Raw genomic sequence first — 18,270 nt, forward strand, 5'->3', positions numbered from 1 at the left:
CATAGTCCATTTACGATGGCGACGCATACTCACCTTTTCGCCCTTACGGCGAGTCACTTTTTGCCAAACGCGGCAAAAAGTAACCAAAAAACGCTGCGCTCCCATCATCCGGCCCCTCCGCTACGCTCCGGGGTCCCCTCGCGCCGGTCTTGCTCCCGGGAGTACGCGCTGCAGGCCCCATCCATGGGGCCTCAGCGCTTGACGGGCATCCATGCCCGTCACCTCCCTCCGCAAGACCTCTGCTCGGCCTCCTGAAGTCGCGAAGATCAAGATCAAGATCAAGATCAAGAGCCAGAGCCAGAGCCAGAGCCAGAGCAGAGGGCGCCGACTGGCGGAATGTGGGCACTGGAAGCAAATTCGCACCCAATTGCAGTTGCTCCACGCGACGCGGCGCCTTAGACTGCCGCCCCCTGTAAAAGAGTGCCGGTTGGCGCTTGAAGAATTCCGCTGCCGATGCCAAGGCGTCGGCGGCACCCGAATCGCCCAAATGCACATATTTTCATAGAGAAATCGATGACCAAGGAACAGTTGCTGGCCATGTCGGCCGATGACTACATGAACGCTGACCAGCTGGCTTTCTTCGCTGGCCTGCTGCAGGCGATGAAAGTCGAAACCCATGAACGCATCGAGCTGAGCCGAGCCACCATCGAAGGCCTGGACACCCCGTCGGATCCTGCCGACGTGGCTTCGGTCGAGGAAGAGCGTAGCTGGCTGGTGAATGCCATCGACCGTGACCAGCGCCTGCTGCCGCAGCTGGAAATGGCCCTGGACCGCATTGCCGACGAAAGCTTTGGCTGGTGCGATGACAGCGGTGAGCCGATCGGCCTGAAGCGTCTGCTGATCAGCCCGACCACCAAGTACTGCATCGAAGCCCAGGAGCGCCACGAGCAGCTCGACCGCCACCAGCGCCAGGTGTAACCCCGCGCGGTGTGCCAAGCCCCACGGAGCGATCCCTGGGGCTTTTTGCGTTTCGTTCCAGCGGCGGTTTTGTTGCCCCGTACGTAACACTGATGTACCGGGATGCGCTGTTTCCGCGCCGTACGCAGGCGTATCATGGCTTTATCGTTAGGGTGCTAATTAAATTCCGGAGGGAATGATGAATAGCCGGGTCGATGTAGCCGTGATGATTGGTTCGGGTGTGCCCGCCACACTGCGGGCGCTGGGTAAACCCATCTGCTGGGTGGTGCTGGTCAATGGCGAACGCCGTGGTACCCCATTCGCCACGCGAGAGGAAGCACTGGAGTGCCAGGCCGCCTGGCAGCAGCAGTTGAAGAAGGGCCTGGCAGCCTGAGCGCCGTGAATGCTACCGGTGAGCAAACAGGGTGTTGTTCAGGGCGTTCTTCTGTAAGAAATGTACTTTGCCTCTCGACGAATTTCGGTGTTTTCGTGCATATTCTTCCTCCAGTAATGCGCTGATGGATTGCAGGGCCCGCTCTCACGCGCTCTGGCATTGCCTGCCGCATCTTTTCTGGCGGTTTTGCTGTCAGACATTAAGCTTCCCGAATCGGGAATATGCCGAAAGCCTGTATTTGAGGCCAGATCTGGCAAGCCAGAGTAAAGATTCCTGCACACTGCATCGCCAGCGTGCACAGACATTTCGCATATCGCTTTATTACTCTTTTCGCCTATCGATAAGAAATGACCGTGTCTCACCGAGCTTGGGTGAGGGCGGGTTGTAACCGGTTGAGGATTACTTCATTGGCAGTCAGCACTCTTGATACCCATGCGTTGTTCGCCTTGGGCGACTTGCGCGGTAAATTGGCCCAGCTGTTTCAGGGCCGCTTCGTCTATGTCACCGAACAGAGTCCCGAAGGCCTGTACATGGCCGAAATCGACACCGAAAGCGCATTGGTCGTCGATGACAAGCAGCGATTGGAACTGAAGGTTGGCGACCATTTTCGCGCCGCCGTTCTGCCCAGCCGGGAAGGCGGCAAGCTGGAAATGCGCTTTCGTGAAATCAAGCTGAACGTATATGGCGTGGGCGACTATGCCTTCGTGTCGGTGCCCGAAGGCGAGGGCATCGTGTTCCGTGAAGGCCACGGTGTGATGCTGGTATTCGCCGCGCAGCAGCAAGTGCAGGAAGGCCTGGGCAAATTGCTCAAGGCGGTGACCGGCAAGGTTGCCAAATGGCGCAAAGGTGAGCTGACCACCTTCAAGGCCAGTGAATGACCCTCAGTGACGATACGCCCGCAACACGTGCCGAGTTTCATCGGCAGCATCACGCGGATGCCGTGGCCGAGGCCGAGCGTTTGCTGGCCAGGCGCGAAGAGCTGCAAGGCGCCTGGTTGAACTGGGTGGCAGGCGAATTGTATCGCCTTGGCCCGCCGCCTTATGCCGCCATGGTCCGGCGCGAGTTGCAGCGCCTGGCCCAAGGGTGAGGCGGCGACTTTTCAGTTACCGCGATCGCGGCCGCTGCTGACTTCTTCAGGTACCGGCTCTTTCGCCATGCGCTTGCGGAACAGCGCTGCCCGGGCCAGCAACAGCGTGGTCACCGGTACGGTGATCGACAGCAGGATCGGAATCAACCAGGCGTGCAGCACCGGGGCTTCCTTGAGCCAGGAAAAATAGATGATCGAAGCCAGTGCCACGCACCAGGCACCAATCGTCGAGGCCAATGCCGGCGGGTGCATGCGCTGGAAGTAGTCCTTCAGCCGCAACAGGCCCACGGCACCGATCAGGGCAAACAGGCTGCCGGTCAGCAGCAGCGCGGCAACGACCAGCTCCAGCCAGAAGGGGAGTTGCAGGGTTTCAGTCATTCGATCACCTCACCGCGCAGCAGGAACTTGGCCAGGGCAAACGAGCCAACGAAACCGAACAGCGCAATCAGCAGGGCACCTTCGAAGTAGGTGTCACTGGCATAACGGATTCCCAGTACCAGCATGGTCAGCATGGCCAGGATGTACAGGTAGTCCAGCGCCAGCACCCGGTCCTGGGCGGACGGGCCGCGGAACAGTCGGATAAGTGCCAGGGCCATGGCCAGGGCGAAGATGAACAGGCTGGCGAGGACAGCATTGGCGAGCAGGCCTGTCATTGGAAAATCTCCATCAGCGGGCGTTCGTAGGTGTCCTTGAAGTGCTGGATGAAGGCCGCCTCATTGTCCAGGTCGAACACATGCAGCAGCAACACGCTGCGGTCCAGCGCCAGCTCGGACCAGACCGTGCCGGGCACCACCGTGGTAATCATCGACAACGCCGCCAGGCCATGCGGGTCGCGCAGGGCCAGTGGAATGTGCACGAACGCCGAGCGGGGTGGCTGCTTGCCGGCGCGCAGCACGCCACGAGCAACCAGCAGGTTGGACATGATCACATCGATGCCGACCCGGGCAACCAGCCGGGCGATGGCCAGCGGCCGCCGTACATGGGCATGCTGCGGGCGCAGCGGTGCCATCAGCAGCGGCGCCAGCACGCCGAGCGCGGCTGCCAGCAAGAGGTTGCCGGGGCTGACCGAAAGGTTCAGCAGCAGCCACAGGCCAAATAGCGAAACCGATAACAGCGGTGCGGGGAACAGTCGATTCATGGCTGCACCTGTACGTCGAGCGAGGTGGGGCCAGGAATCGGCCGGGCGGCCATCACGGCTTCGATATAGGCTTCGGGTGCCTGCAGGCTGGCGGCGGTGTCCTGGGTGTAGCGCAAAAGCGGCTCGGCCTTGAAGCTGAGGATGATGCACAGGCCCAACAGGATGACAATGGGGAGGCATTCGTAGCGGCGCAGCACCGGCGAAGGGCGTTCCTCAGGCTTCCAGAAGCGCTGGATGCCGACGCGGCCGAAGGCGATCAGCGAAGCCATGCCAGACAGGATCAGCAACGCCACCAGGCCCCACCCCGCCGTGCCCAGCGGCTGCTCGGCAGGTACGCCCAGCCCCTGCGGGTTGAACAGTGCGCTGATCAGGTTGAGCTTGCCGACAAAGCCCGACAGTGGCGGCATGCCGATGATCAGCAGGGCGCAGGCGATGAAGCTCATGCCGAGGAAGGCCATGGTCCACGGGATGATCTGGCCGATCACCACCTTCTGCTCGTCATCGAGGTTGATGCCCTTGGGCGGGTGCAGTGATTCCAACGGTGGCGGCATGGTGCCTTCTTCGTCCTCAAGTGGCGCCTCGTTGGCCGAACGTGAACGTTCGACCAGTTCGGCGAGCAGGAACAGAGCGCACAGCGCCAGGGTCGAGTTGACCAGGTAGAACAAGGCGGCACCTGTCAGCGCCGATTGAGCGAAACCGACGGCACCGAGCAGAGTGCCGGCCGAAACCAGGATGCTGAGTGCGGCCATGCGCTCCAGGCGCTGTGCGGCCAGGATTGACACCGCTGCCACCGCCAGGGTGACCAGGCCACCATATACCAGCCATTCACCACCGAAGTGCGCAGAGGCCCCGGCCTGCCCGGAGAACAGCAGTGTCCACAGGCGCAGCACGGCATACAGGCCGACCTTGGTCATGATGGCGAACAGCGCAGCCACCGGCGCACTGGCCGAGGCATAGGCCGGCACCAGCCAGAAGTTCAGTGGCCAGATACCGGCCTTGACCAGGAAGGCCATGGCCAGAATCGCCGCGCCGGCGTGTAGCAGGCCACGGTCGGCCTCCGGCACCAGCGGAATCTTCAAGGCCAGGTCGGCCATGTTCAGGGTGCCGGTCACGCCATAGAGCATCGCTGCGCCGATCAGGAACAGCGACGAGGCGAACAGGTTGATGGCAATGTAGTGCAGGCCGGCACGCACCCGGGCGCGGCCCGAACCATGCAGCAGCAGGCCATAGGAAGCGGCCAGCAGCACCTCGAAGAACACGAACAGGTTGAACAGGTCGGCGGTGAGGAAAGCGCCGTACAGGCCCATCAGCTGGATCTGGAACAGTGCGTGGAAACTGGCCCCGGCACCGTCCCAGCGGGCGCGGGCAAACAGCAGGGCACTGAAGCCGATGATACCGGTGAGGGTCAGCAGCAGGGCCGACAGGTGGTCGACCACCAGCACGATGCCGAACGGCGCCGGCCAGTTGCCTGGCAGGTAGACACCGATCGATTCCGCCTGGCCCTGGGTGCGCACCCACAGTAGCAGGCTGACCGCGATGGCCAGGCCGGCGAAGGTCGACAGCAGGTTCAGCCGGGCTTTTGTCTGCCGGTGTTTCTCGCCCAGCAGCAACATCACTGCCGCCGTCACCAGGGGCAGCAGGATAGGCGCGATGATCAATTGGCTCATGCCACTCATTCGTCACGCTCCCGGCCATCCACGTGGTCGGTACCGGTCAGACCGCGCGAGGCCAGCAACACCACCAGGAACAGCGCGGTCATGGCGAAGCTGATGACGATGGCGGTGAGCACCAGGGCTTGCGGCAGTGGGTCGGTGTAGTGCAGCAGGTCCTGGGGCACGCCGTCCTTGATGATTGGTTCCTTGCCGATGAACAGGCTGCCCATGCTGAAGATGAACAGGTTGACCCCGTACGACAACAGGCACAGGCCCATGATTACCTGGTAGGTCCGCGGGCGCAGGATCAGCCACACCCCCGAGGCGGCCAGCACGCCGATGGCAACTGCAATCACTTCTTCCATCAGGCGGCTCCTGCTTGGCTGGTTTTCGCCGGGTTGCCCGGGCGGTAGGCGCGCACCGACTGGTGCGCCAGGGCAGTGAGGATCAGCAGGGTCGAGCCGACCACCACGGTGAACACGCCGACATCGAAGAACAGCGCGCTGGCCACATGCACATCGCCGAGCAACGGTAGGTGCAGGTGGGCGGTATGGGTGGTGAGGAACGGGTAGCCCAGCAGCATGGCGCCCGCGCCGGTCAGGGTTGCGCACAGCAGCCCGGTACCCATCCAGCGCAGCGGGCGCAGGCTCATCTGCGCCTCGACCCACTGGGTGCCGGCCACCATGTACTGCAGGATGAACGCCACCGACATCACCAGGCCCGCAACGAAGCCGCCACCGGGCTGGTTGTGGCCACGCATGAACAGGTACATCGACACCAGCAGGGCGATCGGCAGCAGCAGGCGCACCAGCACCGCGGGCACCATCATGAAGCCCAGGGCGGTGTCAGTGGCATGCCGCGGGTTGATCAGGTCGGTGACCACGTCGGGTGCCAGCTGACGCTGCTGCGCCGGCAGTTGCATGCTTTCCTTCGGCGGGCGGAAGCGCCGCAGCAGGGCGAACACGGTCAGCGCAACGGCCACCAGCACGGTGATTTCACCGAGGGTATCGAAACCACGGAAGTCGACCAGCATGACATTGACCACGTTGGTGCCACCGCCCTGGGGCAGTGCCCGGCTCAGGTAGAACGAGGAAATGTCGTTCGGCGTGGGCCGGGTGAGCATTGCATAGGACAGCAGGGCCATGCCGCCGCCTACCAGCACCGCCAGCAGCAGGTCGCGCAGGCGACGCATGCGCGCACGCTCCAGGCTGCCCGGCAGCGGCGATACGCCTTCGATCCGCCGCGGCAGCCAGCGCAGGCCGAGCAGGATCAGCACGGTGGTGACCACTTCCACTACCAACTGGGTCAGGGCTAGGTCAGGCGCGGAGAACCAGACGAAGGTGATGCAGGTCATCAGGCCGCAGACGCTGACCATGATCAACGCCGCCAAACGGTGATACTTGGCCTGGTAGGCGGCGCCGATGGCGCAGGCAATGGCGATCAGCCACAGCGCGACGAATACGCCCGAGCCGGGAATCTTCGGCCGGTCGCCCCAGCTCAGGCCGCTGTAGAGCATGGGGGTGAGGCCGGCGAGGAAGGCGGCGAGCACCAGCATGAACAGCTGCGACTGCAGGCGGCGGCTGGTGAGCAGGCGCTCGATGCGCCGCGCCAGCAGCATCAGTTGCACCTGGCCGTGTTCGAACAGGCGCTTGCCGTTGAAACGCTCCATCACCGGCGGGTAGGGGAAGCGGCCCAGGCGCAGTTGCTTGCGCAGTAACAGGTACAGCACGATACCGCCGCTCATGGCCACCAGGCTCATGATCAGCGGCGCGTTCCAGCCATGCCAGATGGCCAGGCTGTATTCCGGCAGGGTGCCGCCCACCACCGGCAGGGCGGCGGCGGCCAGCAGCGGGCCTACCGACTGGGCAGGGAAGATGCCCACCACCAGGCAGGTAAGCACCAGCAGTTCGACCGGCGCACGCATCCAGCGTGGCGGTTCGTGCGGGGTGTGCGGGAGGTCCTGCGCAGTGGGGCCGAAGAACACATCGACGGTGAAACGCAGGGCATAGGCCACGCTGAAGGTGCCGGCCAGGGTGGCGATGACCGGCAGCGTGGCCTCGACCCAGGCAGTGGAGCTGATGAACACCGTTTCGGCGAAGAACATTTCCTTGGACAGGAAACCGTTCATCAGCGGCACGCCGGCCATCGACGCGCTGGCCACCATGGCCAGGGTGGCGGTGTATGGCACCAGGCGTATCAGCCCGCTGAGGCGGCGGATGTCACGGGTACCGCTTTCGTGGTCGATGATGCCGGCGGCCATGAACAACGAGGCCTTGAAGGTGGCGTGGTTGAGAATGTGGAACACCGCCGCGACGGCGGCCAGCGGGCTGTTCAGGCCCAGCAGCAGGGTAATCAGGCCCAGGTGGCTGATGGTCGAGTACGCCAGCAGGCCCTTGAGGTCGTTCTGGAACATGGCGGCGAAGGCGCCGAGCAGGAGGGTGAGAGCGCCGGCACCGCCGACTATCCAGAACCACTCCTCGCTGCCCGACAGCACCGGCCACAGGCGCGCGAGCAGGAACACCCCGGCCTTGACCATGGTCGCCGAGTGCAGATAGGCCGATACCGGAGTGGGCGCTGCCATGGCATGGGGCAGCCAGAACTGGAAGGGGAATTGTGCGCTCTTGCTCAGGGCGCCAATGAGGATCAGTGGCAGCAGCACCGGGTACAGCGCATGCTGGCGGATGGTGTTGCCGGCAGCCAGGACCTTGTCCAGGTCGTAGCTGCCGACCACATGGCCGAGCAGCAGGGCACCCACCAGCAGGCACAAGCCGCCCGCGCCCGTGACCATCAGCGCCATGTAGGCGCCGCGGCGGGCGTCGGCACGGTGGTGCCAGTAGCCGATCAGCAGGAACGAGAACAGGCTGGTGAGTTCCCAGAAGAACACCAGCTGGATCAGGTTGCCGGAGATCACCAGGCCGAGCATGGCGCCCATGAAGGCGAGGAAGAAGGCGAAGAAGCGCGGTACCGGGTCTTGTGGCGACATGTAATAGCGGGCATACAGCGACACCAGCGTACCGATGCCCAGCACCAGCAGCGAGAACAGCCAGGCGAAGCCGTCCATGCGCAGCACCAGGTTCAACCCCAGGCTGGGTAGCCAGAGGAATTCTTCGCGAATCACGCCGCCGTGGGCAACCTGAGGGTACAGCAGTGCTACCTGGACAGTGCCGACCAGGGCCACGAGCCCGGCGAGAATGGACTCCGCGTTACGTGCGTTGTGCGGCAGCACGGCTGCCAGGCAACTGCCCACGAACGGCAGAAGCAATAGCACTATCAATGACATAGCGTTCTATTCTGGAGAAGTTTGCAAAGAATCATACGTGCCGAGGGGTTGATCACCAACACGCAAGCTGTCGCAGAATCCTACAAACAGGCTGTGACAAGCTGTTTTTTTATAACAGATTCTTACAAAGCATAGTCGTAGTTGGCGGCTTTACAGGCCAGCCTGGCGCTCGCCTTCATCCTGCGCTTCCCGTGCTTCGGCCACCTCGCGCGGGCGGCGCACCTTGAGTTCGCTTACCACCACCGCGATCACGATCAGCAGGCCACCGAGCAGTGCCACGCCCGGCAGGCGCTCACCGGCGATGCGCCCGACGATCCCGGCCCATACCGGTTCGCCGGCATAGATGAGGGTGGCGCGGGTGGGCGAGACCGACTTCTGCGCCCAGTTCATTGCCACCTGGATCACCGCGCTCATGGCACCCAGGCCCACGGCACTGGCCAGCAGCAGCCAGGAAAAGTCGGGGATGCGCTCCTGGGTCGGCACGATCATCAGGAACGCCAGCAGCGAGGCGGTCGCCAGTTGCACCACGGTGACCCGGCGCACATCGACCTGGCCGGCGTAGCGGCTGATCAGGATGATTTCGCCGGCAATGGCCACGGCGCTGACCAGGGTTACCAGCTCGCCTTCGCTGAAGTGCAGGCTGCCCCCCTCCGGGCCGGCCAGCAGCATCAGGCCGATGAACGCCAGGCCGATACCGATGCTGGGCATCAGGCCGGGGCGCCGGCCCAGCACCAGCCATTGCAGCAGCGGCACGAATGGTACGTACAGCGCGGTGATGAACGCCGACTGGCTGCTGCTGATGGTTTGCAGGCCCATGGTCTGCAGGCCGTAGCCGAGCATGATCGACATCCCGATCAGCATGCCGGCCTTCAGTTCGGTGAAGGTCAGCCCAGGCAGCGCCCGCGCCGAGACCACTCCGACGAACAGCGCGGCTGCAGCGAAGCGCAGGCCGACGAAGAACATCGGGCCGCTGACGGTCATCACGTTGTGCACCAGCAGGAAGGTGCCGCCCCACAGCATGGTGATGAACACCAGCACCAGTTCGGCCTTGCTCAGGCGAAAGGTTATGGCAGGGGTTGGCTTGTTGCTGGGCTGGTTCATGGTCTTGCGCACTCGGAGAGGGCGGCGCACAATCGCCGCAAAGTGGGCAGTATACTGCGCAATACCGACCAGTGAGCAATATAGTGCACAAAGATTCCTCGCACCGGGCATCGGTGCTGCAACATGTCAGCCTCAATGTACGCAGCCTGCGCAACGCCGCGGGCATGAGCCAGACGATGCTGGCGGAGCGCTCCGGGGTCAGCCGGCGCATGCTGGTGGCGATCGAGGCGGGCGAAAAGAATGTCAGCCTGACTACTCTTGACCTGATTGCCGAAGCCTTGGGCGTGGCTTTCAGTACCCTGATCCAGGCACCTGACCAGCGTGACCCCGGGCGCATCGAAGAGTTGGCCTGGGCCGGCGAACACCCGCAGAGCCGGGCGGTGCTGCTGGGTAGCAGTGTGGCGCGGCGCGAGGTGGAGCTGTGGGAATGGACCCTGGCGCCGGGCGAGTGCTATTCCAGCGAGGCTGATGCCGAGGGCTGGAGCGAGCAGATCTATGTGGCGCAAGGGCAACTGACGCTGATTATCGAAGGGGTCGAGCATCGCCTGCAGGTCGGGCAGTTCCATGTGTTTCCCAGCAACTGCCGGTATGCCTATCGCAACGATGGGGCGGTGGCGGTGCGGTTTGTGCGCAATGTGGTGATTTGATCGAGAGGTGTTGCTGCCTTCAGTGCCTCATCGCCGGCAGCCAGCTTCCACAGGTTCTCCCACTGGCTCTGAGCCTGAAGGTGGACCTGTGGGAGCTGGCTTGCCGGCGATGAGGCTCGTATGGGCAACCCAAGGCTCGCGGTCAGTCTCCTATCAACTCATCGGTCCTGACCACCTTGGCATAGGCAAACGCCAACGCCGCCATCGCCGAATCATGCACCTGCGCTGCTGGCACCTGCTTGCCATCGAACTCCAGCGGCAACGTGGCACAGGCGTCGTGCGCCACGGTCACCTCGTAACCCAGGTCGGCCGCGGCCCGGGTGGCGGCGTCGATGCACATGTGGCTCATGCTGCCGACGATGGTCAGGGCCTCGACGCCATGGCGGTCCAGCGTGTGCTTCAGGTCGGTGCCGAGGAAGGCGTTGACCTTGTGCTTGAGCACCACCGGCTCGTCGGCCCGAGGCTCGACCTTGGCATGGATCGCCGCGCCCTGCGAGCCTGGCGCGAAGAACGGCGCGTCGGCGCTCTCGAACTCATGGCGCACATGTACCACCAGGTCGCCCCGTTGACGCGCCGCTGCGAGCAGGCGGGCAGCGTTGTCGGCCGCCTGGTCGGCGCCCTCGAGGGTCCATTTGCCGCCCGGGAAATAGTCGTTCTGGATGTCGATGATGATCAGCGCCTGGTTGCTCATGCTGCCTCCTGTGGCAGTAGTCGTTGGATGACGTTAGTTATAGGCTGTGTGCACTGACCTGAGGATTGGCGCGAACGACACTATGCAGGCAAAAACTGACAACCCCGCCAGCCTGGACATCGGCCTGCTGCTGTACCCCGGCGCGCAGCGTGCTGCCGTGCATGGGCTGGCCGACCTGTTCCTGGTGGCCAACCGGGTGGCGTCCGAACTGGGGGCCGTCAAGTTGCCATCAGTGCGGATCAGCTACTGGCAGGCGGACGAAGCGGGGCAGTTGCAGCCTGCCCCTGAGAGCGTGCCTGCTGTCGAGTCCAACCTGCGGGTGCTGATCATTCCCCCGAGCCTGGAGTCGGCACCGCAGGGTGACCTGCTTGAGCGCCATCGCGCGTCGTTATGCCAGTTGCACAGGCATGGCACGGTGCTGGCATCGGTGTGCATCGGGGTGTTCTTCATCGCCGCCAGTGGCCTGCTCGACGGGCGCCCGGCCTGCACCCACTGGAACTACGTGCATTCTCTTGCCCAGCGTTTTCCCAAGGTGCGGGTCGAGGCCCAGCAACCATTGCTGGACGATGGCGACATCGTCACCTCGGCTGGGCTGATGGCCTGGACCGACCTGGGCTTGCGCTTGCTGGAGCGTTTCATGGGCGCGACGGTGGCGCGGGAAACTGCCCGCTACCTTGCGGTCGATCCGGTCACGGCGCCGCTGCCTGGTGCAGTGTTCAATCCACGCCTGGACCATGGTGATGACGCGGTGCTGAAAGTGCAGCACTGGTTGCAGGGCAACGGTGGGCAGGACGCGGACCTTGCCGGCATGGCTGCGTGCGCGGGGCTGGAGGAACGCACCTTTCTGCGGCGTTTTCGTGCTGCCACGGGGCTACGGCCGACCGAATACTGCCAGCAGGTGAGGGTAGGGCGGGCGTGCCGCTTGCTGGAGTTCACCCGGCGCAATGTCGAGCAGATCGCCTGGGGCGTCGGTTATCAGGACCCAAGTGCGTTTCGCAAGGTGTTTCAGCGCATCACCGGCCTGACCCCGAGTGATTACCGGCGGCGCTTCGCGGTATCGGGTTAGGGCGCGGGAGCGTTCCCGGTGCGGAAAACCGCTTGACCTTGACTTTACTTGAGGTTTTACCCTGCTCGGCATCGCGCTGTACGCGTCCGTCGCCAGGAGACCGTTCATGACGGCAACATCCCGAGCCCTGTGGTTTACCCAGATGATCGAATATGAAGTGCCTGGCAAGTTCCAGCAGGCGCTGGCCCAAGCGCTGGTGGCACGCAGCGAAGAGCTGGCTGCGCGTTGTGAAGGGCTGCAGGGTGTCAGTATTCAGGCCAGCGACGACGGCAGCCGGGTGCTTCAGTACCTGCAATGGCAGTCTCGACAAGCGTGGTCGTCAGCGGCCGTGCATTTCGTCGAGGAGCCATTCCTCGAACTGCTTGGTCGGTACCAGGCCAGAGGCGTCAACTTTGCTGCCTACCAGACCCTGCGCAGCCTGGTGCGCGGCGCCGATGGCGGCCTGCATTGCCAGGTGGGTGAGCCTCAGGCATACCAGGGCGCATAGTGCGGGTAGCGATCCAGGCGGGCGCCGATGACCATTTCGCTGACCCATGCCGCCAGGATCGAACTGTAGGCTTTCTGGCTCTCTTCGCTGGACAATGCATGGTCGGCACCGTCGACCATGCGGTGGGTGAGTGAATGGGCACTGACGAATGCCGAGCGGTAGCTCATCAGTGTGCTGTGCGGTACGTAGTCGTCCTGCTCGGACTCCACCAGCAGTACATCGCCCTCGAATTCGGCGCAGGCTGCCAGTGCGCGGTTGTCCGACGGGCCGAGCGGCCGCTGGCGGTAGGCGTTCAGCCGTTGCCGGTCGAGGGTTTGCTTGGGCAGGTTCCATTCGTCGTCCCAGTACATGGCGGGCACCCGCAACGCCAGCCATTTGACCGGCCGTTCGCGGGTCAGCAGGGTGGCCAGGTAGCCGCCATAGCTGCTGCCGATGATGGCGATGGCACTGGTGTCGACGGCTGGGTGGCTTACCAGGCGGTCATAGGCAACCAGCAGGTCGGTCAGGTTCTGTTCGCGGGTGACCGTCAGCCGCTGGCTTTCGGTTTTTTCGTGGCCGCGCAGGTCAAAGGTCATGCACACGCAGCCCAGCCCGGTGATTTGCCGGGCGCGTGCCAGGTCGCGTTGCTGGCTGCCGCCCCAGCCGTGGACGAAGAGGATGCCCGGCATCTTGCTGCCGGGGCTGACCAGGGTGCCGACGATGCTGTCGTCCTCGACCTGCAGTTCAACGGTTTCACTCTGAATGGTCATGTTCGCGAATCCGCGCAAATTTGCTGAGTTGTCCGAGTTCACTGTCGTTTCCTTGGTAGAAGAGGGTGGCGTCAGTGGGCAGTTCGGGGGTGCCGAACACTTCATGGGTGGAGGCACGCACCCGTTGCAATGCCGGGTCGTCGGCGAACGCCTGCAACGCCAGCAGCTCGGCACTGCTGGCACCGCCCAGGCGCCAGGATTGTTCGAGTACGCCGCTGCGCAGGTGGCCCTGTGGGTTCATGCCGCGGGCGATGTCGTAGTTGCGTCGTGAGGCGATGAAGCCGGGGAAGTGCTGCTCGGCGGCCTGTTCGTAGGCTATCGCCTGGTTGATGGCCAGGCGCAGCGGTTCGTCCAGCGGCAGTTGCAGCAGTGCCTGGTAGTCACCGCGCACCACTACCAGGTCGGAGCCGCCATACACTTCCGTGCCCTGGTGGTCGTGGGTCAGTTGCTGGGTACCGTGATAACTGCAGGTCAGGCCGGCGACGCGTACCTGGCCGACGCTGAAGGTTTGCACTTCGCTCAGGTCTTCCTCAAGCACCAAGCCCCATAGCGCAAGGTCCTGGTCATCCATGTCGGCCAGCAGCGGTTCCAGCGCATCCGCGGTGGTGATGACCTGTTGCCCACGGCCTGCGCAGGCCAGTACCGGCTTGATTCGCAACGGGCCGTCCGTCAGTAACAGCTGTGCGGCGGTGCGCGCATCGGCCTTGCTGAACACGGTGTAGCCGCGCAGCAGGGCGTCGCTGGCTTGCCGGGCGAAGGCATCGGTCCACCCTGGCGGGAAACTGGCTCCGGCCGGCAGCGGGTGGGAAATTGCCTTGGTCGCCATGTAGGGGTGTGCGACCAGGCCGCCGAACAGGTCCTGCTCGCTGCAGATGCCCAAGGCGGCATGACGCTTGGGATCGACCAAGGTTTCGGTGGGCAGGTAGTAGTAGCCATCGGTGGCGCTTGGTGGTCGGTCGGGTTGCACGTGCGGGCAGCCCAGCAGGCGGGCCAGGCCATCGGCAAGCTTCAGGTGTACGGCATGCTCGTGGTCGGGGGTGTGTGCGCGAGTGTCGAGCAGCACCACGCCGCGTCTTGGGGCGCAGGCATTGGGCATGGTCATTTGCCTGTGTGCAATGAATGTACTGAGTGTGAAGCCAGTGCTTTGAGGAAGTTCAGCGGAACTTGATCGATGGTCCTGGCCGATCTGTAGGAGATGTCCGATATGCGCACGGCATGGCGGGCAATGCATGCCGTGTGTCGGTCGCCAAGATTGCAGGGCTTCGGCTGCTGTTCCATTATCGGCACACTGGATAAACCGTGATGTAGCCGCAGGAGAGCGCATGAACGTTCAGACCACCTTTGGGCAAAGCGTGCCGCAGCGCCTGGCGCAGGTTCGCCAGGCCATGGCATCAGAGGGCATCGATGCCTTGCTGGTACCTTCGGCCGACCCCCATCTTTCCGAATACCTGCCCGGTTACTGGCAAGGGCGCCAGTGGCTGTCGGGTTTCCACGGCTCGGTCGGCACGCTGGTGGTCACGGCTGACTTCGCCGGGCTGTGGGTGGACAGCCGCTACTGGGAACAGGCGGAACACGAGCTGGCGGGCAGTGGCATTGAGCTGATGAAGCTGTTGCCGGGTAAGTCTGGCGCGCTGGAATGGCTGGGCGACCATGTCGAGACCAATGGCAGCGTGGCGGTAGATGGTGCGGTCATGGCCCTGGCTTCGGCGCGCCAGCTGGGCGACCGGCTGAAGGCGCGCGGCGCGCGACTGGTGACTGACAAGGACCTGCTGAAGCAGGTCTGGGCAGAGCGCCCGGAGCTGCCAGGCAACCCGGTCTACCAGCATTTGCCACCGCACGCCACGGTGAGCCGGGCGGAAAAACTGGCGCAGTTGCGCCAGAGCGCACAGGCCAAGGGCGCCGACTGGCATTTCATCGCTACCCTGGATGACATCGCCTGGCTGTTCAACCTGCGCGGTAGCGATGTGTCCTACAACCCGGTGTTCGTCGCCTTTGCCTTGATCAGCCAGCAGCAGGCCATCCTGTTCGTAGGCCCGGACAAGGTTGATGAGCACCTGAGGCAGGTACTGGCGGCCGACGGTATCGAGGTGCGCGATTACGCCAAAGCAGGCGAGGCCCTTGCCGCCATGCCGGCCGGCAGTCGATTGCTGGTCGATCCGGCCCGGGTAACCTGCGGCCTGCTGGATAAGCTGCCCGCCGGGGTCGAACTGGTCGAGGGGCTCAACCCAACAACATTGAGCAAAGCGTGCAAAAGTGAAGACGACCTTGAACACATCCGACGTGTGATGGAGCAGGACGGCGCGGCCTTGTGCGAGTTCTTCGCCTGGTTCGAGGCCAGCCTCGGACGGGAAGTGATTACCGAGCTTACCGTCGACGAGCAATTGAGTGCAGCGCGTGCGCGCCGCCCAGGTTTCGTGTCGTTGAGCTTCTCGACCATTGCCGCCTTCAATGGCAATGGCGCGATGCCGCATTACCGTGCCACCGAGCAGTCGCATGCGGTGATCGAGGGCGATGGTCTGCTGCTGATCGATTCGGGCGGGCAGTACCTTGGCGGTACTACCGACATAACCCGCATGGTACCGGTGGGTACCCCAAGCCTTGCGCAGAAGGAGGATTGCACGCGCGTGCTCAAGGGCATGATCGCCCTGTCGCGCGCTACCTTCCCGCGAGGCGTGCTGTCGCCATTGCTCGACGCCATTGCCCGGGCACCGATCTGGGCAGGCCAGGTGGATTACGGCCACGGCACCGGGCATGGAGTGGGTTACTTCATGAATGTGCACGAGGGGCCGCAGGTAATTGCCTACCAGGCGGCGCCGACGCCGCAGACCGCGATGCAGGTGGGCATGATCAGCTCGATCGAGCCGGGTACGTACCGCCCAGGGCAATGGGGTGTGCGTATCGAGAACCTGGTGGTAAACCGCGAGGCCGGCAAGAGCGCCTTCGGTGAATTCCTGAGCTTCGAGACCCTGACGCTGTGCCCGATCGATACCCGCTGTCTGGTACCCAAGCTGCTGGCCAATGAGGAGCGGGACTGGTTGAACGGCTATCACGCCAAGGTACGCGAGCGCTTGGCACCCTTGCTCAAGGGTGATGCGCTGGCGTGGCTGGAGGCGCGTACCGCGCCGTTGTGAGGCAAATGGAAAGGGCAGCTTGCGAGCTGCCCTTTTGTCTACTTGCAGATGACGATCATGCTGCGGCTGGTATAACCCGCCGGGTTTATGCCGAACAAGTAGTCACCAGGCTCTTCATCGCTATCGCCCGAGCGTGCAATGACCCGGTAGCCGCGCGTGCTGCACGAGCTCGCGGCCTTGCTATAGCAGTTGTCCCACGAGGAAGACAGGCCGGAGCAATTGATATGCAGGCCCTTCTTGCCCCTTTTGACCTCAGTCTTGGCCGTGGCGGCGCATCCAGCAATAGCCAAGATGGCCAGGATGAGCAAAATACGTTTCATTCCTGTCCTTAAATGCAGGGCTGATAGCTGTAAGGCCCTGTCGTTATCGCTTTGGTTCTTCCTGAAATTTCCCCAGCGTCCGTGTTCGGTCCAGTAGATAGCGTAAAGATGATGATTCTATGACAGCTTAATCAGCGAGACGGGTCGCTACAATCATTAATCCTGTCTCAAATGAAAATATTTCTCATGTCAGTCTGCTGCGACAGCCGGGCTGGGTTCCTTGCGCATGGACAGGGTGGTGCCGACCGACGCGGTAATGATCGCCAGAATAGCCAGCCATTGGGTAATCGTCAGTACTTCGCCCAGGAACAGCAGGCCGGAGAGGGCGCCGAATGCTGGTTCGATGCTCATGAGGGTGCCGAAGGTGCGTGCAGGGATACGCGTGAGGGCAACCATTTCCAGGCTGTAGGGCAGGGCGGTGGACAATACCGCGACGCCTAGCGCCATGGGGATCAGAGCGGGCGTGAGCAATGCGCTGCCAGCGTGGGCGATACCGATGGGGGCAACGAACAGCGCGGCGACCACAACGCCCAGTGCGGCACTCTGGATACCATGCTCGGCCCCGGCCCGCTGCCCGAACAGGATGTACAGTGCCCAGCACACGCCTGCGCCCAGGGCATAGGCTGCGCCGACCGGGTCGAGGGCCTGCCCGCCATGGCCGGCCGGCAGCAACAGCAGCAGGCCGACGATAGCCAGGGCAATCCAGAGGAAGTCGATCGGCCGGCGCGAGGAGAAGATCGCAACGGCCAGCGGGCCGGTGAACTCCAGTGCCACGGCGATGCCGATCGGTACCGTTTGCAGGGCCATGTAGAAGAGGAAGTTCATGCCGCCCAGCGCCATGCCGTAGATGATGACGTTGCGCAAGGTGTTGCGGGTCATGCGCACACGCCACGGTCGCAGGATCAGCAGCATGATGATGCTGGCGAAGATCAGGCGCAGGGTGGTGGTACCTTGGGCGCCGATGAGGGGAAACATGCTTTTGGCCAGGGAGGCGCCGGACTGTATCGATGCCATGGCGATGAGCAGCAGGCCGATCGGGAAGAGGGTTACGGCCAGACTGCGGGGCTGGGTGTTCATTTCTGCGCGGCGATCCTTGAGCGGGGTTTCGGGTGAGCAATATAGTGCGCAATTATGAGGAAAGGGGGCAAGGTGCCTGGCGTTGCTTTTTATTTCGGTGCCTGTGCGATTGAGCGCGTTGCTAGGTTCGCGCGGAGCACATGACGGCCCTGATGCGGTCCTTTCCGGAAAGATTCTAAATTATTGAAATTAAAGGTTGACCTCCTGGAAAGCCGCCCTATAATGCGCACCACTCCAACGCGGTAGCGAAGCAAAAGCCAGCCACCCTGTTGAGTCAAGTGTTTGAAGCTAAACGAGTTTCTCGCAAAAAACTTCAAAATAAACGCTTGACAGCAAATGAGGAAAGCGTAGAATCCGCGCCTCGGTTGAGATGAAACGCTCTTAGCCAAACGCTCTTTAACAAATCGAATCAAGCAATTCGTGTGGGTGCTTGTGAGTACGGACTGATAGTCACAAAGATTATCAGCATCACAAGTGGCCATGCGAGAAATCACATAGTCATTTGAGATTGCTGAGCCAAGTTTAGGGTTTCTTAAAAACCCAAGCAGTATTG

At 63.1% G+C, this 18,270-nt stretch carries 20 protein-coding genes and 1 pseudogene; 8 read left to right on the top strand and 13 right to left on the bottom strand.

Features of this window, described 5'->3' with window-relative positions; all coding sequences use genetic code 11:
* Nucleotides 1-513 precede the first annotated feature (513 nt).
* The 4 genes from CAF92_RS25815 (at nucleotide 514) to CAF92_RS25830 (ending at nucleotide 2,378) form a co-directional block, all read left to right on the top strand.
* Nucleotides 514-918: a TraR/DksA C4-type zinc finger protein gene (locus tag CAF92_RS25815; RefSeq protein ID WP_003259022.1), complete on the top strand. Its 405-nt coding sequence runs from the start codon at nucleotides 514-516 to the stop codon at nucleotides 916-918.
* Between the two features lie 178 nt (nucleotides 919-1,096).
* Nucleotides 1,097-1,291: a hypothetical protein gene (locus CAF92_RS25820; RefSeq protein ID WP_085602309.1), complete on the top strand. Its 195-nt coding sequence runs from the start codon at nucleotides 1,097-1,099 to the stop codon at nucleotides 1,289-1,291.
* Between the two features lie 407 nt (nucleotides 1,292-1,698).
* Nucleotides 1,699-2,169: a hypothetical protein gene (locus CAF92_RS25825; protein WP_003259020.1), complete on the top strand. Its 471-nt coding sequence runs from the start codon at nucleotides 1,699-1,701 to the stop codon at nucleotides 2,167-2,169.
* Nucleotides 2,166-2,378 carry a hypothetical protein gene (locus CAF92_RS25830; RefSeq protein ID WP_046617148.1) on the top strand — a complete coding sequence of 71 codons (213 nt, stop codon included), beginning with the start codon at nucleotides 2,166-2,168 and terminating at the stop codon, nucleotides 2,376-2,378. The genes CAF92_RS25825 and CAF92_RS25830 overlap by 4 nt, the downstream gene beginning before the upstream one ends.
* A gap of 12 nt (nucleotides 2,379-2,390) precedes the next feature.
* On the opposite strand, the gene CAF92_RS25835 is transcribed toward CAF92_RS25830, so the two are convergent.
* The 7 genes from CAF92_RS25835 to CAF92_RS25865 form a co-directional block, all read right to left on the bottom strand.
* Nucleotides 2,391-2,756, bottom strand: coding sequence for a Na+/H+ antiporter subunit G (locus CAF92_RS25835; protein ID WP_046617147.1), 366 nt, complete (start codon nucleotides 2,754-2,756; stop codon nucleotides 2,391-2,393).
* Nucleotides 2,753-3,031: a K+/H+ antiporter subunit F gene (locus tag CAF92_RS25840; protein ID WP_003259015.1), complete on the bottom strand. Its 279-nt coding sequence runs from the start codon at nucleotides 3,029-3,031 to the stop codon at nucleotides 2,753-2,755. Before CAF92_RS25840 ends, CAF92_RS25835 begins: the two co-directional genes overlap by 4 nt.
* Entirely contained in the window at nucleotides 3,028-3,516 is a 489-nt protein-coding gene (locus CAF92_RS25845; protein WP_085602310.1) for a Na+/H+ antiporter subunit E, read from the bottom strand. The genes CAF92_RS25840 and CAF92_RS25845 overlap by 4 nt, the downstream gene beginning before the upstream one ends.
* Entirely contained in the window at nucleotides 3,513-5,192 is a 1,680-nt protein-coding gene (locus CAF92_RS25850; RefSeq protein WP_046617145.1) for a monovalent cation/H+ antiporter subunit D, read from the bottom strand. Before CAF92_RS25850 ends, CAF92_RS25845 begins: the two co-directional genes overlap by 4 nt.
* The gene (locus tag CAF92_RS25855) at nucleotides 5,189-5,533 is read right to left on the bottom strand and encodes a Na+/H+ antiporter subunit C (protein ID WP_013971840.1); all 345 of its coding nucleotides are present in this window, start codon (nucleotides 5,531-5,533) and stop codon (nucleotides 5,189-5,191) included. Before CAF92_RS25855 ends, CAF92_RS25850 begins: the two co-directional genes overlap by 4 nt.
* The gene (locus CAF92_RS25860; protein WP_046617144.1) at nucleotides 5,533-8,448 is read right to left on the bottom strand and encodes a monovalent cation/H+ antiporter subunit A; all 2,916 of its coding nucleotides are present in this window, start codon (nucleotides 8,446-8,448) and stop codon (nucleotides 5,533-5,535) included. The genes CAF92_RS25855 and CAF92_RS25860 overlap by 1 nt, the downstream gene beginning before the upstream one ends.
* A 150-nt stretch (nucleotides 8,449-8,598) precedes the next feature.
* The gene (locus CAF92_RS25865; protein ID WP_085602311.1) at nucleotides 8,599-9,549 is read right to left on the bottom strand and encodes a DMT family transporter; all 951 of its coding nucleotides are present in this window, start codon (nucleotides 9,547-9,549) and stop codon (nucleotides 8,599-8,601) included.
* Between the two features lie 83 nt (nucleotides 9,550-9,632).
* Between CAF92_RS25865 and CAF92_RS25870 the strand changes: the two genes are divergently transcribed.
* Nucleotides 9,633-10,196, top strand: a complete 564-nt coding sequence (locus CAF92_RS25870) for a helix-turn-helix domain-containing protein (protein WP_046617142.1) — start codon at nucleotides 9,633-9,635, stop codon at nucleotides 10,194-10,196.
* Nucleotides 10,197-10,338: 142 nt separating this feature from the next.
* Here the strand turns inward: CAF92_RS25870 and CAF92_RS25875 are convergent, their stop codons facing one another.
* A complete protein-coding gene (locus CAF92_RS25875; RefSeq protein ID WP_085602312.1) occupies nucleotides 10,339-10,887 on the bottom strand; it encodes a cysteine hydrolase family protein in 549 nt (182 codons plus the stop codon).
* Between the two features lie 82 nt (nucleotides 10,888-10,969).
* Between CAF92_RS25875 and CAF92_RS25880 the strand changes: the two genes are divergently transcribed.
* Nucleotides 10,970-11,953, top strand: coding sequence for a GlxA family transcriptional regulator (locus CAF92_RS25880; RefSeq protein WP_085602313.1), 984 nt, complete (start codon nucleotides 10,970-10,972; stop codon nucleotides 11,951-11,953).
* A 106-nt stretch (nucleotides 11,954-12,059) separates the two neighbouring features.
* Complete coding sequence (locus CAF92_RS25885) at nucleotides 12,060-12,440, top strand: antibiotic biosynthesis monooxygenase (RefSeq protein WP_085602314.1); 381 nt, start codon at nucleotides 12,060-12,062, stop codon at nucleotides 12,438-12,440.
* Here CAF92_RS25885 and CAF92_RS25890 read toward each other — a convergent pair.
* On the bottom strand, nucleotides 12,419-13,189 hold the full coding sequence (locus CAF92_RS25890; protein WP_085602315.1) for a S9 family peptidase: 771 nt from the start codon (nucleotides 13,187-13,189) through the stop codon (nucleotides 12,419-12,421). The two genes, CAF92_RS25885 and CAF92_RS25890, sit on opposite strands and share 22 nt — an antisense overlap.
* Nucleotides 13,173-14,291: a DUF3182 family protein gene (locus CAF92_RS25895; protein ID WP_085602316.1), complete on the bottom strand. Its 1,119-nt coding sequence runs from the start codon at nucleotides 14,289-14,291 to the stop codon at nucleotides 13,173-13,175. The genes CAF92_RS25890 and CAF92_RS25895 overlap by 17 nt, the downstream gene beginning before the upstream one ends.
* A 220-nt stretch (nucleotides 14,292-14,511) precedes the next feature.
* On the opposite strand from CAF92_RS25895, the gene CAF92_RS25900 reads away from it, so the two are divergent.
* Nucleotides 14,512-16,320, top strand: coding sequence for an aminopeptidase P family protein (locus tag CAF92_RS25900; protein ID WP_085602317.1), 1,809 nt, complete (start codon nucleotides 14,512-14,514; stop codon nucleotides 16,318-16,320).
* A 38-nt stretch (nucleotides 16,321-16,358) separates the two neighbouring features.
* Here CAF92_RS25900 and CAF92_RS25905 read toward each other — a convergent pair whose 3' ends face one another.
* The 3 genes and pseudogenes from CAF92_RS25905 to CAF92_RS27530 all read right to left on the bottom strand — a co-directional run.
* The gene (locus CAF92_RS25905; RefSeq protein ID WP_025338390.1) at nucleotides 16,359-16,640 is read right to left on the bottom strand and encodes a hypothetical protein; all 282 of its coding nucleotides are present in this window, start codon (nucleotides 16,638-16,640) and stop codon (nucleotides 16,359-16,361) included.
* A 189-nt stretch (nucleotides 16,641-16,829) separates the two neighbouring features.
* A complete protein-coding gene (rhtA, locus tag CAF92_RS25910) occupies nucleotides 16,830-17,717 on the bottom strand; it encodes a threonine/homoserine exporter RhtA (protein WP_085602318.1) in 888 nt (295 codons plus the stop codon).
* Nucleotides 17,718-17,806: 89 nt separating this feature from the next.
* Nucleotides 17,807-18,270 (bottom strand): annotated as a pseudogene (locus CAF92_RS27530) (hypothetical protein); the annotation flags it as partial.

Source organism: Pseudomonas sp. B10(2017) (assembly GCF_002113295.1).
Taxonomy (GTDB): Bacteria; Pseudomonadota; Gammaproteobacteria; order Pseudomonadales; family Pseudomonadaceae; genus Aquipseudomonas; species Aquipseudomonas pudica.